Raw genomic sequence first — 15,216 nt, 5'->3', positions numbered from 1 at the left:
TCTACGGAAACAGAGACGGGCGGGGGATGGTGACTTCGATGCGATCAAGGATCGCCGAGCGGTCCGATGCCGTTGAAGAGGGCGTCGTCGGTGCCGATATCGTGGAGATGGCTTTGCTCGACCAGGTTGAGGCCCGCTGGTGACCACCAAGCGGCGAGTGGGTTTTTGGTCGGCCGCTGGGCCTCGACATGTCCGTCGAGGTAGAGCAGATTGGCAACCTGCCGATGCCGAAAGTGGACGGTCGGGTACTGGCTCGAGGGGGCTTCGAGGGCGTAGTTTTCCTCGAGCTTGGCCTGACCCGGCCCGAACGCCCAGTCATTGACCTGGGCGCTGTCGCCGAACGCGATCGTCCGTGAGGTCGTGTTGAACTTGGCGAGCGGATACGAGTAGGGGACGCCCATCTGGTTCCAGCCGAACCCGAGGTATTTGTAGTTGTACCCGTAACCGGAGCTGGCCCCGCTGTATCGAAGGGAGAACATTACCGGATCAAAATCGGGGCAACGCTGGACCGCCGTTTGAGTTTCCATGAACGGCATCAGCGCCCCGGTGGTCAAGTCAAGGTCCGGGAGGCCGTTGGGGCCTTTGGTCTCGAGAACGTCGCCGAACCAGTAGCGTTTGGGATTCGTCGGACTCACGGGGAGGTTGTAGTTATAGAGACTTGACGGGGGGAGCAGGCCGTGGGTGTCGGCGTACATCACCAGGGCGATGCCCATCTGCTTGAGGTTTGAGGAGCAATTGATTCGCCGGGCCGCGCCTCGGGCCGCTTGAACGGCGGGGAGGAGCAAGCCGACGAGCACGGCGATGATCGCGATCACCACCAGGAGTTCAATGAGCGTGAAGCCGGCTGTCCGCGCACGTGCGGTGCGAGGGAATCTGGAAGCGTGCATGTATCGTCCCCCCGAGACCGTTGTGTCATCGCCAACGGCCGATCGCGCCGGGTGAAAGGGCGCGCAAGAGCCTATGTTGACGAGAGGCGACGGTTACGGGATCGGGAAGTCTCGCGGAGGATTGGGAGGAGTTTCTGCGGCGCGCTCGTCCCTCGCAGAGCGACGCCCACTTCGGTGCAGGTAGGTCTTCTGACTTCCGAGTTGGGGCGGCGGGCCTTCTCATCAGAGCGGCGTGTGAGGCCGGCCCGACAATGGCAAAGGAGGTGCGTCGCCCGTGAGCACTCGGTTACAGCGGCGGGGCCGTTCCGGATTCAAACCGGATTCCCTGTTTTGCCGACATCGACAGACTGCCGACGGTCGGCCACCAACACCTTTGAATCAAAGCAGAGGTTACCTTGGATTCGGCGGGATCGTCAAGCACGGACTCGGCGTTTCTGGAGTGCCCGTAGGACCTTGAGTCGTTTATGCCGGTTCGGGCGGGGCCTGGCGCTGGCGCGTCGAGTCTCGGTCGATTCCGTTCAATTTCGCCGAGCTGTAGCGACCGAAGTCGAACACGGTGTCTACGGCCTCCTCGGGACGTTCGGCAAGCCCTTGTTTCAGGAGTCGGCGGCGACGCTTGCCGCCCGCCCGTTTGATCTCGCGTTTCTGTTGGCGGAGTTCGCGCTTGGTGTGGTCCATGACCCCTTGTCCCTGAGTGCATAGAAGCCTGCTGGTTCAAGGGTCGACACGGCCACTCACGTCTGAGTTCGCGAAGAGACGGCTGTCGAGCCATTCGATCAGGTCCAGCGCATAACGCTCAGGGTCAGGTTCGAATTCGAGGGTGTGATGGGCCTTGGAATAGATGATCAGGTGCCGGTCCGGGCTCGCAAGCCGTTCGAAGTAGGTCAGGGTCAAGTCGTTGTTGACGATCCGGTCTTGGCCGGCGAGCATCAAGAGGGCGGGCTGATGGACCTTGGAGGGGATCCGGCGCACGGCCTTATCAATGAAAAAACTGGCTGCCAATAACCCGGCGGTCCCTGCGTGAAGGCTGAGGTTGTCGGAGGCGATGAAGGCCTGTCCCTCCGGGCTATCCGTGAACAGGGTGGGTTCACCCAACGGGATCGGGAACGTCTTGCGACGGTTTGTGAGCCAGGCCAGGGCGATCCCCAACCGCTCGCGCCGGGTGACGTCGACCCGGGGGTGCAGTCCGGGGCAGATCAAGGCCAGGGCATCGATCAAACGCGGCTGCTTTCCCGCCGCGATGACCGCCGGCTTTCCTCCCCAGCTGATCCCGGCCAGCGCGGTCGGAACGGCGGGAGTACGGTTCCGGAGTGTTGTGAGCCATTCGGTGATGTCATCAATTAAGCGGTGGGACGAAGGAGCGTGACCGCGGTCCGCACGATTGGCGCCCGAACCCCGCCGGTCGGGGAAATGAGCCTCATAGCCCGCCTTCGCAAGCGTTTGGCCGAGCCGATGATACCAGCCGCCGTGGCTCTGGACGCCATGCAAGACCACCACCCGCCCCCGTGGTGTCCCTGACACGGGCCAGACAGCGACATGAATGGTGTAACCGTCGGAGGCGGTCTGGGTCTCAATTCGAGGTTCACTCATAGGAAATCTCCTTGCGATCGACCGCCATTCGCTCCAGCGCTTCCGGATTGACGGTCACCCCCAGGCCTGGCCCTGCCAGCGGGGGAGCCCAGCCTCCGTAGCGGAAGGTGATGTCCTCGACAATCAGGTTCGCGGCCAGGACATGGCGGTCGTACGAGCCTTCGACGTAGCGAAGCCCGCGAAGATTGGCGGCGAGATGACGCCCGGCGGCCGAGAGGATTCCGGTCTCGCCAGGATGACAGCCAAGTTGCAGGCCAAGGCCCTGACGCTGAGCGAGGCCGATGATTCTCAGGCTTGGCACGACCCCGCCGCACTTCGATAGTCGGACGTTCAATACGTCGGCGGTTCCACGTTCGATCGCTCGAGTCGCATCGGGATAGCCGCAGAGCGACTCGTCGAGCATGATCGGCATACCCAGCTTCGGCCGAAGATCCGCCAGGGAGTCGGACTCGGCGTGGGGAACCGGCTGCTCGAGTACCGAAGGGCCAAACGGGAGCAAGGGCCGGACCCGGTCGACCAGTTCCAAACTGTGCCATGCCTCGTTCGCGTCGAGCCGGAGGTCGATCCGGTGCCCCAGGATCCGACGAAGCCGGGCCAGCCTGGCGGGATCGTCCTGCCCTTGCACGCCAACCTTGAGCTTGACCTGGGCGAACCCGTAGAGTCGCATCTTCCAGGCCGAGATCCGCTCTTTCGCGGTCGAGTCGGCCATGATCGCACCGCTGTAGCGAACTCGCGAGGGGGCGTCGGTCCGTTGGAGCCCGGGCACTTCGACCATGCGGACCGCCTGGCCGAGCGACTCGCGGAAGTGCCGGCCGTAAGCGTCCAGAAGGGCCAGCTCCAAGGCGCATCGCGCGGCGTTTCCGGCCATCCCGCGAGGGTCGGCCTCGGTTTCGGGAAGGACGAGCGCTTCGAGTCGGCGAACGACGTCCTCGAAGGAGGTCGGTCGGCCCAGGTGGCGTGCGAAGTCGAAGCCAGAAAGAGAGGCAAAGGTCGACTCGATGGTCTCGCCCGTCACGTAGGGGCGGGGCACCCCCTCGCCGTAGCCGACCTGGCCGTCGTCGAGCGTGGCGCGAACGACGAGGCTGTCGCTCGTCGTTCGCTCATGAGACGCGTGCTTGATCGGCTTCTTTAGAGGAACGGCCACGTGGAACAGGTCGAGCGCTTTGAGGGTCATGGTTTTCCCGGGTGATCGCTGGCGTTTTTTTCGTTCACTTGGAGTGTGCCACACGATCGGGTGCAACGACGAGTGGCGACTTGCAAGACCGTTCGCGCAAAGGCACTGACTGCCTCTTGAGAACGGATCTCGAGCCGGCGGGGACCAGACAATCTCAAGTGACGACGCGAAACGGACGCCGGAGTTAGGCTCTCAGGAAGACCCCAAGAGGTAGACTCCCATCGCGCAGAGAACCAGGCTGCCAGCGACCCCCAGCCAATGCTCGATGCGCACTTCGCGATCGAATCGCGTGAGAATTTGCCGGCAACGAGCGGCCATCCACCCCACGGCGATCAGGACGGCGGCCATTCCGAGGCCAAATGCGACCAGCAGCACGATGCCGACCCCGAGTTGGCCGATCGCTTCCGCCAGGAGGATCAGGGCGACGGCGTCCCAGCAAGGGACCAGACCTCCGGCCACTCCGAGTCCGACGAGGTTCCGGTGGCTGCCTCCGGACTCCATGAGAGGAAGCGGTGTGTCGTCATGCTCGCTGTATCCTCCAAGGTGTCGCCCGAGCCTCCAGAAGCCGATCGCCGCGATCAGGAATCCGGCGATCATGGCCAGAGCTGAATGAATCGACTCGTAACGGGACGAGCGCGTCAGCCAGAGTCCGAGCGCGACCAGCAAGACGCTCCCCGTATGGGTCGCCGTCGTCACCAGTGCGAGGAGGGTTCCCCGGAGCCAACTGCCGCGTTCGGCGACGACCGTCGCCGCGACGAGCGTTTTGCCGTGTCCCGGCTGGACCGCATGCGCTGCCCCGAGGCCGAAGGCAATCAAGATCAGTCCGAACAGCGAGAACCCCGTGCTCCGGTCCAGGAGTCGGGAAAGACGATCCGAGGCTCGGCCAGGCGCGGGCTGACTCGCGGGCTTGGACCGTCCTGGTTTTTCGCCCCCGGCTGATTTCCGGACCGGTTCGTGGAGAACGGGTTGCGCCTGCTCCGACTTCGGCTCGGTGCGCGTTGTCGTCTGATAGTCGATTTCGGCCAGCTTGCTGCGTCGTTCTTCGAGGTCCGTCATCAGCCAGAGGGGCTGGACGTCGATGAGTTGGACGTCGGCCGGGAGCGAGTCGCCCTGGAGAACGACCCCCCCTTGGCCTCGAAGCGCGAGCCGACTCGTTCCCTCGCTCGACACGAAATTCGTGTCCTGGACTTTGAGCCGCCCCCGAGGGGGGATGACACCCTCAAAGTGAAACGTGTATTGAGGGTGCTCCTCGGTCTTGAGCTCGAAACCGCGAGCATGAAGGGGCAGGGGCCGGCCATCGATCGTGACCAGCAATCCCTTCGCATTTAGCGGAGCGGTTTCCTGCCCATAGCGCTCGAACCAAGTGCCGCGATCGCCGTCCGGGAGCGCACCGATCAGGTCGCGGAGGTCTCGGGTCAGCGTCAGCTCCGACAGGCTGACCTCGTAGGCGACCTTGATCCGCCCGGGATGGAGGTTGACCTGGATCGAACGATCCACCCGCGCATTGGGGATATCGTGCGCCCTTGCGGATGGGTTCAAGAGGGCGAACACGACGAGAAGCAGCAGGCAAGGCCGACGCATTCGACCGCTCAGTAGAACTTCTCGAGGGCTTTGGTGACGACGTAGATGACCACGTTGCGACTGACCGGTTTCGCCAGAACGCAAAAGGCATGGGCCGAGAGCGCCCGGCGCAGGAGGTTGTCGTCACTCTCGGCTGAGATCAAGATCATGGGCAGAACGCCCTTGATCTGGCGCACGAGGGTCATCGTCTCCAGGCCCGAGAGCTTTGGCAGGTGCATATCCATCAAGGCCAGGTCAACGTGTTGAGCCTGGACAATATCGATAGCTTCTTCACCGCTCTCGGCCAGGAGAGTATGAAATCCAACCGGTTCAAATATCTCGCGAAACGTCTCCCGCACTGCGGGATCGTCGTCGGTGATAAGGATGGAGTAGGGGCGATCCATGGTCATGACGACCGTTCTCACGCAAGGCGGGCCTGTCGGGGTAGTCAGGCTACGAGCCTCGGCATTCCTTGCAAGAAACAAGCCGAAGCGATGGGTCCATGGAAGAACCTCTTAATATTATGCTGTAAACGACGTTCAAGTCAAGATTTACATTTTCTAAGCTCGGTTCATTGATTTCCGCCAAGGCTGGCAGGGCTGCCGTATTGTTCGCCAGTATGGCAGTCAGTGAGCCTGAGCCTCAGTGGAAGCCTTGCCACCACCAACCCGGGCGAGGCGGGAAAGGAGTCCGGAGGGGGACTGCCCCCAACGTTGACTCGGGTCGAAGGCATCGGCCACCGCCAGTGCTTCCGGGTCGATCGTCACGGTGCCGAAGAGGTAGCGTTCGAGCAGGTTGCCGTTGGCAGCCACCCCCTCGACCATGACGGGGAGCTTTGAGGTCGGGTCAATGTAAACCACCCAGTGCTCGCCGGTGGGCGTCACCCGAACGATTTTATGGCTTGGTTGATCGAGCTGGCCAGGGTTTTCCAGGCCGGCGTAGGTCAATTGGCCCGTGGGAGAGTCAATCGTCCCGGCCTGTGCGATCTGCTTTTGGAGGTCGGCGAGGATCGTCTCGAATCCGGCCTCGGTGATGGGGTGCCGGCTATTGCGGAGCACCATCGGGTTATCCACCGCCAGGCTCATGGGGGGCACGGGGACGATCGAGTCGGGCATCTTGACGTGCATGAGCTTGTCGTCATCGCTGGCCGAGTAGAGAACCTCGCGCCCCTTGCTTGGCCCGTCTGGCCACTCCAGGCGAATCGCCCTGGGGTTCCGGCGCACGCTGAGCAAGACCTCTTCGGCAGGCCCGAGCGTTTCACCCACGCGTTCCCGACGCTTCATCAGAACCTGATAGCTTGCGATGGATTCGAGTCGCGCTTGAGAAGCCGACACGATGGTGGAGAGTTCCGTCGAATCCGCCGAATCCAGCGCCGGTTTCGGCTCCAGGGAGAGACTGGGTGTGGCCGCTTCCGCCGGTGGGGTCGTCGCTTCGGTCGAACCCAACAAGGGGAGAGGCTCACTCTGGGAGCGTTTTACACCCGGCTTGATCGGTTCGGGAGGATGGAGAGCCACCTGGAGTGGGGGCGTTTCCGCGAGCTCCGAACCCGCTGGGCCACTGTTCAATCGGTTGCGAGCCTTGGTCTGGGCTCGGTCCTGGGCCAGCAAGGTCCGGGAGTGAGCGACACCTCGTCCCACCTCCTGGGCGTAAAGGTCGTTCCCCGGGGAGACCGGTGGTCTCGTTCGTCCGAACGGAGCTGCGGCACCCAGCATCAGCGGGGTACCTGAGTTGAAGGAGCGCATGCGAGCACAGCCTACGTTGGTGACGCAGGCAACCAGCCCGATCACAACACAAACCCGACGCGCGAACAATTTCAAGGCGGAATCCGTCGCCCTATCCATAGCGAAGTTCTCCCCCTCAATGGGGTCTTCCGGGCCCTGGTTTCCCCTCGTAGGGGAACCGGGCCGGGGCCATCATGGCTGGCGGATCGCCGCGCGTCCCATCCTGGTGGGCGATCAGCGAGAACACATCGAAGATATCGGATACCACAACCCGAATCCCCGCACAAGCCGAACCTGATACCGCAAGGGCCGTTCGCGTCAGTCCGCGAGCGAAGTCGAAGCGGCGTCACTGAGTCGGAACGTTTCCAACGCTCCGAGGTCAGGCATCAGGTGCGGCTGCTTATATTGTTCGACGGTTCCCCCACTTCGCGCCAGTCGCCTCTTTTGAAAATCGGACCAAGATCCGGCCGGAATGCGGCGTATCCGAATTGGGCCGAGTCGGAGGGTTGAGCGCTTGTTTTCGTATTCGAGGTTCAGGCGTTGCAACTCGGCTTCCACTTCAGCGGCAAGCTTCTCGACGGTGTTGCGATCGACCAGGTCCGATTCTTCCACCAGAAGGTTGTAGTGGGGGGGATCGCCCCAGCTTGGAAGCAACAAGAAGGAGCTGAGCCGGAGGTTGAGGGTCCGCTGGGCCGCACCGACGGCAGCGACGACCTGGAATTCCGACAGCTTCTCTCCGGTCAAGCTCGAGAAGTGCGCCCCTTTGTTGAGGAACTCAATGACGGGGGCCTTGCCGTGGAACCCGACGCACCGGATCAGGTCGTGGATCTGGTAGCGATAGAGTCCCCCCGCCGTGGTCGGGAGGATGAAGTAGCGTTGGCCCTCGATCAGTTCGTGCGCCTCAACGGTCTCAGGCGCTTCGTGGTTGGCCTGGTCCTCGGGGATGAACTCGAAGTAGTGGTGGCGGATGTCGAGAACGCCTGCGGGAGTACCGTCCTCGATTGGGATCGTCATTCGCCCTTCCGAGGCGATGAGACCGACGTCACGGACCGGGCGGTCGCCGAAGTACTCCGGGTAGTTCCGGAGGTAAGCGCCCATCGTGCCGCCGGTCCAGTTCGCCAGGAAGCAGAGGTCGGGCCAGTAATCCTTGGGGAGAAGCCGGCCGGTCTGATTGACGATGGCTTCGAGCCGTCTTGCCGCCTGCTTGTGTTTGCGGCCGACCTTCCGTCGGAGTGCTTCGCGAACCTCGACAGGGAGGTCCCACTTGGGGTCGATCGTGCCGTCGGCGAGGTCGCGAATGAGCGTGGCTTTCTCACGATCGCCGAGCCGGGCGATTGCCAGGATCGTGCTCGGGTTGGCGGCGATGGTTGTGCCCAGATTGCGGAAGACCGAGAGCCGGAGCGCTACGTAGTATTTGGATTCGATGTCCTTGATCCGCGAGGCGATCGCGGGCATGCAGTAGGTCAACCGGATGAGCGGGTTCTGCATGTGGGCCGTCAGCCCCGTGATCGCTCCGCAGGGGATGCCGGACGGGGTCACACTCTCGCGCCAGTCGCTGGCAATCTGGAGGATCGGGAGCAGGCCACGGGAGAGGATTCGCGGGTGCGCATCAAAGGCGAGGATCCCCCAGATGGTCCATCCTTCGCGATAGTCGGCGAGCGACTCTTGGGTGACCGGGATCGTCTTGGGCCGATTGGTCGTTCCCGAGGTCATCGCGAACATCAGCACCTTGGTGCCCGACCCGAACAGTGCGCCGAGGTCGCCTTGGCGAACGCGGTCGATGTAAGGTTCCATCGCGTCGTAGCCGCGAATCGGGACACGACGACGGAAGTCGGCGGGGGTCCGAATTTCGTGGAAGTGATGATCGCGGCCGAACTGACTGTCGGCGTGACGAGCGATGCGGGACATGAGCAAGTCGCGTTGGACTTCGTCCGCGCAGCTCGTCTGGGAAAGAAATTGCCGCGCCAGGCCGCGTGAGCGGTTGAGGAGCGGCATTCCGGCGTACTTCCGAATGAGATGGAACATCGGTTTCCCGCCTCTCCTTCAACGGTTCCTGCCGTTCGGCCGCAAGCCGCGCGGCGGTCCGAATCGAAGAAAGCGGAAGTTCAGAGAACTCCCGAGGAAGACATTTCCAGGGTCACGGGAGCAGCGGAGTCGAGGGCCTGCTTAGGGAGAGCCCGGCGTGGGGCCACCCGCCCGAGGAACGTCGTGATTCGCTCCGCATAGGCCTCGGGCTGAACCTCGCGACAGCGATTATGCTTGGCCCCGGGGACGATCCACATTTCTTTCGGCTCACGCGCTTCGGCGAACAGGAGCCGGGCGATCTCGGGACCGATGTACGCGTCCTTGCCGCCGTGGATCATCAACCAGGGGCGAGGTGCAAGCCGAGCCACGGCGCGTTCCACGTCGGGGAAGTGGCAGCGCAGGTTGCGCTGCGATTTCATCCGGCCTGCCCACCCCACGTAGGAGAAGACCCAGAGTGGCATCCGCTTCCACAAACGTGGACTGCCCACGTAAATCTCCGCCCAGCGGAGGATGTAGGCGAGCATGGTTCCCCGCGTCGGGAAGGCGCCATCGGTGATCACACCCCAGACACCGGGATCCGACGCTGCGGTGACCAAGGCGGTACCACCGCCTCGGCTGATCCCGAACAGTCCGAATCCGGCCGGATCACGGTCGGGGCGGGACCGGAGGTAAGCCAAGGCCCCACGAAGGTCGGCCTTCTCGTGGTCGGTCACCCATTGTAAGGGCTTGTACTGCGAGTCCTTCTCGCTCTGGCCGTGGTTGCGGAAGTCGAAGGTGAAAATATCGAAACCGAGGTCACGGAGATAATCGGCGTAGGGGCGATAGCTCCAACGATCACTCAAGTATTCATGGCAGAAAACCAGGACGCCGAGCCGGGACGTGGTCCGAGCCGTGAGGTACGTGCCGGCGAGCTTCAGACCGTCCTTCGTGCTAAAAGTGACCGCCTCACCGTCGTTCTGCAGGGGAGGGACGCGAAGCGGAAGGAAGAGCGGCGACTCCTCGAAGATCCGGCCAACGATCGGCGCATATCGAATCGCCACGTGGATCAGGAAGATCGCCAGCATACCGAGCGCCACGAGCGTCGGAACCAGCAGGATCAGAAGAGACGAAGTGGGCACGATTGGACTCCGTGGACGCCGCCAGGGTGAGCTCGAGGTGTGGTTCGGTCAGGTTTTCGAGGCGCCGGCACGCCAGAAAGGGGCCGGGCGCGTCGTCAGCCGGCGAAACGTCGAAGAATCAAGGCGATGTTCTGCCCGCCGAAACCGAAACTGTTGGAGAACGTAACATCGACCAGCTTGCGCCTGGCGACGTGTGGGATGTAGTCGAGGTCGCAGTCCGGACCGGGATTGTCCAGGTTGATCGTCGGAGGAAGGATACCGTCCCGAATCGTCAGGAGACAAACAATCGCCTCAACGCTGCCTGCTGCGGCGATCAGGTGGCCCATCATGCTCTTGGTACTGGAGATCGGCACTTGGTAGGCCGCTTCGCCCAAGGTTCGCTTGATCGCCAATGTCTCCACCGAGTCATTGACCGAGGTGCTCGTCCCGTGGGCGTTGATGTAGTCAACGTCCTCCGGGTTGAGCCGGGCTTCGGCCAGGGCCTCACGCATGCAAGCGATGGCGCCTCGGCCTTCGTCGTGGCTGTCGGTGATTCGGAACGCGTCGGCGGTCGAACCGTAGCCGGCGACTTCCCCGTAGATTGTGGCACCCCGTTTCTTCGCATGCTCCAATTCTTCAAGAATGAGCATGCCCGCCCCTTCCCCGAGGATGAATCCGTCGCGGTCGCGGTCGAAGGGCCGGCTGGCGCGGGTGGGATCGTCGTTGCGGGTCGAAAGCGCGGTCAGGAGGTTGAAGCCGGTCACCCCGAACGGGTGAATCATGCTGTGGGTGCCGCCGGACAGCATGACGTCGGCGTCACCGCGACGAATGATTTCAGTGGCCTCGCCGATCGCCTGCGAGCTGGCAGCGCAGGCGGTCAAGCAATTGGCGTTCGGTCCTCGAGCGCCGAAGAGGCTCGCGAGGTGCCCCGACGGGGTCCCCGGCTCCTGCTCGGCCTCGTGGATCGGGTGGAGCTGGCGGAGCCCTTGGCTGGTGAACACGGTCGTATCGACTTTGCCCTGGCGGGTCGCGTTCCGCACCAGTTCGACGAACCGAGGAAAGTCCTGCTGGCCTTCACCCGACCCGAGGTAGACCCCGAACCGGGATCGGTCGAGGTCCTTCACCGTTTCGAGTCCGGAGTGGTCGATCGCCATCTGGGCGGCTGCGATGGCGAACTTCGTATTCCGGCAATATTCCTGCCAGCGTTCGGCGTCGTTGATGTAGTCTTCGAGCGCGAAGTTGGTGGCCTCGGCGGCGATTCGGGTGGGAAAGGTTTCGGCATCGAACAGTGTGATGGCGCCGACGCCGCTCCGTCCTTCCTGGAGTGCGGACCAGGTCGCCTCCAGGTCACGGCCCAGAGGCGTGACCATTCCCATTCCTGTCACGACGATTCGACGCATGGAGCCTGTTCCTCGACGGCGAAAGTCTCTTTGTCAGTTCGCGGCCGAATTGCCACGGACGACCAGGGCGGCCGCCTGGCCGTGCCGGGTGAGATTGGTATTCACGAATGTCGGATTGCTGGTGTCACGAGGTGCGCCTCGGACGAGGTCGACGACGCAAGCAGGGTCGAGTTCGTCGCAGTTGAGAGTCTGGGGGATCTTCCCTTGATTGACTCCGATCAAGCTGGCGATCAACTCGACCACGCCGCAACCCGAGACCAGGTTGCCCATGTATCCCTTCAGCGCGGTGACGGGAACCGTCGCGCCGCCGAAGATGCGCTGGAAGGCTCGCGATTCGGCCAGGTCGGAGACGATCGAGGCGGCGCCGTGGGCGTTGACGTGGCCGATCTCGGACGGAGCCAGCCCCGCGTCGCGGAGCGCCGCGTTGAGGGCGATCTCGGTGCCGATGCCGTCGGGATCGAGGCCGCCGCCCGGCGTGGCGTCGCATCCCGAGCCGAAGCCGAGGATCTCACCGTGAATTCGCGCTCCTCGTTTAAGAGCATGTTCACGCTCTTCGAGGACGAGGATTCCCGCCCCTTCGCCGGGGACCCAGCCGTCGCGTTGGACGTCAAACGGGCGGCAGGCGCCGCTGGGGTCGCCGCTCCAGCGGGACATCTGCTCGAGGAGGCTCATCCGGACGAGGCTGAGCGGATGGATTTTCGAGTCGGCCCCGCCGGTGATCATGAGGTCGGCTCGCCCTCGGGCGATGATCCGGCTCGCCTCGCCGATCGCCAGGTTCGAGGCGGCCTCGGCCTCGGTGATCGTGTTGCTCGGCCCTTGGCAGTCGAGCAAGATCGAGATGTGGCAGGCCAGCATGTTGGGCAGATACTTCAAGAGCCAGATCGGAGGGATCTGGCCGATGCTTTCTCGGCCCCAAATTCGATAGTCGAACGCCCCGCCGTTTTGCGAGGCGTGGTTGATCGCGGGGGCGAGCTCATCGAGCTCGGTGGAGATCAGGCCTGCCCCCAGGTCGACGCCGATCCGCGTGGGATCGATCGCCCCGTCCGTCAGGCCGGCGTCGACGAAGGCCAACTCGGCGGCGGCCACCGCGAGCTGGATGTCGCGAGCCATGTACTTCATGCTCTTGGTGAGCGCCTTGCGGTGCTCAGGGTCGGGCAGAGAGTACTTCTTGGGCCACGTCTTGGGGTTGAAGTCGGGGACTTCCCCGCCGACGTCGTTGGGCAAGTTCTCGACCGGGAATGCCGTGAGCTTGTGCACGGCACCCCGTCCCTCGGATAGGGCGGCCCAATAGGCTTCGGGGCCAATCCCGAGGGGACTGACGAGACCAAGACCGGTGATGACCACACGGCGTTCAGAACGAAGCATGAGGAACTCGTCGCTCTCCACCGTGGTGGGTTTGGCTCGAAGGTGCCGAGGGCGGCAAACTCGTTGCCTCGTCCCCCACCCCGCACGGGACTCTCGGGGACGTCGGGATCAACCGATTGACACGTTTTTTAATCAGTCTGCCAGCGGGGGAGATGCTTCTTTGGGCTGTCCATTGGACGGTGCGGAACCGGCGATCTCCCGAGCCCGGTTCTGCGCCTTGGCCAGATCGAGAACACCCAGCAATTGCTGAGTGAAGACGAAATTCTTCGGCCCGAAGATCTGGTTCGCTCGAGAGTTATCCAGATGGGCGAAGACGATTTCAACGTCGGCGAGCAATTCACCGTCGAGGAACGCCTTGGCGTCCACCACGGCCCCTTCGCTCCGCAGATCGGTCAGGGTGACCTCGTAGATCAATTGATCCCCTGCGCAGGCGACGCCAAAGAATTCGGCCCGGGGAATTTTTGCCAGGACCACCTTCTCCGCGAAGCCTCCCGCCTCACCGACCAAGATCCCCCCGGTCTGTGCCAGCCCTTCGATGATGAGCGAGGCGGGCATGACCGGGTAGCCGGGAAAGTGGTCGTGCAGGTGTTCTTCCGCGAGCGTCAAATTCTTGATCGCACGCGCGAACTCCCCGCTGCGGAATTCCAGGAACTTGTCGATCCAGATCCATCTCATGAGGGAACACTCGCCGATCTGGCAATGGACGTCGGTCGCTTTCCGGGGAAATTCCCCGGAAGCTCGACCGGGTCGATTCCTGCTCCCCACGGCGCGGCGATGTCAACTGCCCGTTATCCGTAGCGGGACCGCGCCACCATACTCAGGCGGAGAGCTTGCTCTGCACGTACTGAACCAGCATTTCCACGGTGTACAGATCACCGATCTTTTCCACGTCGGGATCCGCGGCGAAGCTCGACAGGTCGGCGTAGGGCATCCGCGTCTTCAGTTCGTCAATGCCCTTGGTCGTCAGTTTGCCGTCCTGGATCATCTCCGGGTCGGAAACGACGTTTTCCGGGAACAACTCGCCCCGGGGGATCTTGATCCCGAAGTTCCGCTCGAGCCGGAACACGATGTCGAGGAAATCGATCGATTCCGCGCCCAGGTTCCCCTGGAGGGTGGCGTCACTGGTCACGTCCTCCTCGTCCACGCCCAAGGCATCGACCAAAGTGGCTTGGACCTTCTGGAAGATCTCATCGTGTGTCGGCATAACATCCTCGAAATAATGGGATCGCCAATCCAATCCCATCCTAGGGAGACCAATCGACAGGGAGCCGCCGAAGATCGGGACACTCATCTAATCGTCGGCGTAACTATAGGTGCAACTTCAGCCGAGCTCATTCTCACCGCAGAGAGAAAAGCAAGACGGCCAGGAACGAAGGCGGGCAGCAGGGTTTTAGTTTGGGCCCTATCTTGCTGATTTTTGAAAAACCTTGCAACCTCAGCAGTCACAGTCGACCAAATCGAATCATTCGATGCAAACCGCAGCCCCAATGGACCCGCGGCTGGGCCGAAACACCTCCAAGGCTAAGGACTGAAACAGGCCGAAGAGTTTTCTCAATCTCAAGCGTCCGCTCCGGGGGCCACGGCGGCGACCGGCGCTGAGCCGATCTTGATCATGGCGCGGGCCCCCACTGAACCCTTGCGGAGTGTGGCATAGAGGTCGCGAAGCCCCGCCACGATCGAAGCGTCGGTGGCATGGAGCTCGGGATCGCGTTCCCTCAGGTTGTATCGCGTCAGGGTGAATCGCCCTTTGACCATATCCTGGCCGTCAATCACTCCCGAGCCTTTGAACGTACTCTCTCGTTCGCCGTGCGAGATCAGCTCAACACGCAACTGGAGTTGCCGACCCGGCTCAACGAAACTACCGTATTTGATGGTCTTGGCCTGCTTGAGCAGGACGACACTGTGCGCAAAGTCCTCAAGATCGCGGATCAGCCAGGCGCCGGCCTGCGTGAGTGCCTCGAGCATCAGTACGCCGGGCATCACGGGAAAACCGGGGAAGTGGTCCGCCAGATACTCCTCGGCGAGCGAGAGGTTCTTGACCGCGACCAGGGATTGCCCCTGCTTGAGTTCGACGATCCGGTCGATCAGGACAAAACGCATGGATATCCCCGAGGGTGGCGAGAGACACGTTTCAAGAGGATCTATCGACTGAGAAGGAGGCGAGGCTGTAGACGCAATCCCATGCCAAGCCGACTATTGTAGCGAGTCGGCCCTAATCTGACAAGAGACCCGCTCTTGGCTCGGACCCCTCAGCCCCTTTGGCTCGCCAACCTCCGTAACGTTCCGACAGCTTGAATGTACAACGGCTGCGAGCGTCGTCAAATCAGACTTCCTGAATTACCCAAATTTCCTAACCGAGTGCCCTTTTGGCATGAGCTCGGGTTGCGTTCGGTAGGC

General features: G+C 62.7%; 15 protein-coding genes and 1 riboswitch. All 15 genes read right to left on the bottom strand.

The window, feature by feature from the left end:
- Positions 1–44: 44 nt before the first annotated feature.
- The gene (locus SINAC_RS30475) at positions 45–887 is read right to left on the bottom strand and encodes a DUF1559 family PulG-like putative transporter (RefSeq protein ID WP_015249406.1); all 843 of its coding nucleotides are present in this window, start codon (positions 885–887) and stop codon (positions 45–47) included.
- Between the two features lie 162 nt (positions 888–1,049).
- A riboswitch (cobalamin riboswitch) is annotated at positions 1,050–1,271 on the bottom strand.
- A 78-nt stretch (positions 1,272–1,349) separates the two neighbouring features.
- Positions 1,350–1,565 carry a hypothetical protein gene (locus SINAC_RS30470; RefSeq protein ID WP_015249405.1) on the bottom strand — a complete coding sequence of 72 codons (216 nt, stop codon included), beginning with the start codon at positions 1,563–1,565 and terminating at the stop codon, positions 1,350–1,352.
- A 36-nt stretch (positions 1,566–1,601) separates the two neighbouring features.
- Positions 1,602–2,477: an alpha/beta fold hydrolase gene (locus tag SINAC_RS30465; protein WP_015249404.1), complete on the bottom strand. Its 876-nt coding sequence runs from the start codon at positions 2,475–2,477 to the stop codon at positions 1,602–1,604.
- Positions 2,470–3,651: a dipeptide epimerase gene (locus SINAC_RS30460; RefSeq protein WP_015249403.1), complete on the bottom strand. Its 1,182-nt coding sequence runs from the start codon at positions 3,649–3,651 to the stop codon at positions 2,470–2,472. Before SINAC_RS30460 ends, SINAC_RS30465 begins: the two co-directional genes overlap by 8 nt.
- A 192-nt stretch (positions 3,652–3,843) precedes the next feature.
- Complete coding sequence (locus SINAC_RS30455; RefSeq protein WP_015249402.1) at positions 3,844–5,232, bottom strand: nickel/cobalt transporter; 1,389 nt, start codon at positions 5,230–5,232, stop codon at positions 3,844–3,846.
- Positions 5,233–5,240: 8 nt separating this feature from the next.
- Positions 5,241–5,621: a response regulator gene (locus SINAC_RS30450; RefSeq protein WP_015249401.1), complete on the bottom strand. Its 381-nt coding sequence runs from the start codon at positions 5,619–5,621 to the stop codon at positions 5,241–5,243.
- A gap of 216 nt (positions 5,622–5,837) precedes the next feature.
- Positions 5,838–7,052 (bottom strand): DUF1571 domain-containing protein, encoded by a 1,215-nt coding sequence (locus SINAC_RS30445; protein ID WP_015249400.1) that lies wholly within the window; start codon positions 7,050–7,052, stop codon positions 5,838–5,840.
- Positions 7,053–7,068: 16 nt separating this feature from the next.
- A complete protein-coding gene (locus SINAC_RS41595; protein ID WP_261339264.1) occupies positions 7,069–7,200 on the bottom strand; it encodes a hypothetical protein in 132 nt (43 codons plus the stop codon).
- Positions 7,201–7,250: 50 nt separating this feature from the next.
- The gene (locus SINAC_RS30440; protein WP_015249399.1) at positions 7,251–8,957 is read right to left on the bottom strand and encodes a GH3 auxin-responsive promoter family protein; all 1,707 of its coding nucleotides are present in this window, start codon (positions 8,955–8,957) and stop codon (positions 7,251–7,253) included.
- A gap of 80 nt (positions 8,958–9,037) precedes the next feature.
- The gene (locus SINAC_RS30435) at positions 9,038–10,075 is read right to left on the bottom strand and encodes an alpha/beta hydrolase (protein WP_015249398.1); all 1,038 of its coding nucleotides are present in this window, start codon (positions 10,073–10,075) and stop codon (positions 9,038–9,040) included.
- Positions 10,076–10,170: 95 nt separating this feature from the next.
- Complete coding sequence (gene fabF, locus SINAC_RS30430) at positions 10,171–11,454, bottom strand: beta-ketoacyl-ACP synthase II (protein ID WP_015249397.1); 1,284 nt, start codon at positions 11,452–11,454, stop codon at positions 10,171–10,173.
- Positions 11,455–11,487: 33 nt separating this feature from the next.
- Positions 11,488–12,819, bottom strand: coding sequence for a beta-ketoacyl-[acyl-carrier-protein] synthase family protein (locus SINAC_RS30425; protein WP_015249396.1), 1,332 nt, complete (start codon positions 12,817–12,819; stop codon positions 11,488–11,490).
- A 132-nt stretch (positions 12,820–12,951) separates the two neighbouring features.
- A complete protein-coding gene (locus SINAC_RS30420) occupies positions 12,952–13,494 on the bottom strand; it encodes a 3-hydroxyacyl-ACP dehydratase FabZ family protein (RefSeq protein WP_015249395.1) in 543 nt (180 codons plus the stop codon).
- A 142-nt stretch (positions 13,495–13,636) separates the two neighbouring features.
- The gene (locus SINAC_RS30415) at positions 13,637–14,023 is read right to left on the bottom strand and encodes an acyl carrier protein (protein ID WP_015249394.1); all 387 of its coding nucleotides are present in this window, start codon (positions 14,021–14,023) and stop codon (positions 13,637–13,639) included.
- 353 nt (positions 14,024–14,376) lie between these two features.
- Positions 14,377–14,919, bottom strand: coding sequence for a 3-hydroxyacyl-ACP dehydratase FabZ family protein (locus SINAC_RS30410; protein WP_015249393.1), 543 nt, complete (start codon positions 14,917–14,919; stop codon positions 14,377–14,379).
- Positions 14,920–15,216 lie beyond the last annotated feature (297 nt).

This window comes from Singulisphaera acidiphila DSM 18658 (assembly GCF_000242455.2).
Classification (GTDB): Bacteria; Planctomycetota; Planctomycetia; order Isosphaerales; family Isosphaeraceae; genus Singulisphaera; species Singulisphaera acidiphila.
This window is presented reverse-complemented; position numbering and strand designations above follow the sequence as displayed.

Bases quoted from the DNA above. Each gene is read 5' to 3' on its own strand.
- SINAC_RS30455 (WP_015249402.1), bottom strand. From the start codon at position 5,232: ATGCGTCGGCCTTGCCTGCTGCTTCTCGTCGTGTTCGCCCTCTTGAAC.
- fabF (WP_015249397.1), bottom strand. From the start codon at position 11,454: ATGCGTCGAATCGTCGTGACAGGAATGGGAATGGTCACGCCTCTGGGC.
- SINAC_RS30425 (WP_015249396.1), bottom strand. From the start codon at position 12,819: ATGCTTCGTTCTGAACGCCGTGTGGTCATCACCGGTCTTGGTCTCGTC.
- SINAC_RS30420 (WP_015249395.1), bottom strand. From the start codon at position 13,494: ATGAGATGGATCTGGATCGACAAGTTCCTGGAATTCCGCAGCGGGGAG.
- SINAC_RS30475 (WP_015249406.1), bottom strand. From the start codon at position 887: ATGCACGCTTCCAGATTCCCTCGCACCGCACGTGCGCGGACAGCCGGC.
- SINAC_RS30445 (WP_015249400.1), bottom strand. From the start codon at position 7,052: ATGGATAGGGCGACGGATTCCGCCTTGAAATTGTTCGCGCGTCGGGTT.
- SINAC_RS30460 (WP_015249403.1), bottom strand. From the start codon at position 3,651: ATGACCCTCAAAGCGCTCGACCTGTTCCACGTGGCCGTTCCTCTAAAG.
- SINAC_RS30415 (WP_015249394.1), bottom strand. From the start codon at position 14,023: ATGCCGACACACGATGAGATCTTCCAGAAGGTCCAAGCCACTTTGGTC.
- SINAC_RS30450 (WP_015249401.1), bottom strand. From the start codon at position 5,621: ATGACCATGGATCGCCCCTACTCCATCCTTATCACCGACGACGATCCC.
- SINAC_RS30470 (WP_015249405.1), bottom strand. From the start codon at position 1,565: ATGGACCACACCAAGCGCGAACTCCGCCAACAGAAACGCGAGATCAAA.
- SINAC_RS30465 (WP_015249404.1), bottom strand. From the start codon at position 2,477: ATGAGTGAACCTCGAATTGAGACCCAGACCGCCTCCGACGGTTACACC.
- SINAC_RS30440 (WP_015249399.1), bottom strand. From the start codon at position 8,957: ATGTTCCATCTCATTCGGAAGTACGCCGGAATGCCGCTCCTCAACCGC.
- SINAC_RS30410 (WP_015249393.1), bottom strand. From the start codon at position 14,919: ATGCGTTTTGTCCTGATCGACCGGATCGTCGAACTCAAGCAGGGGCAA.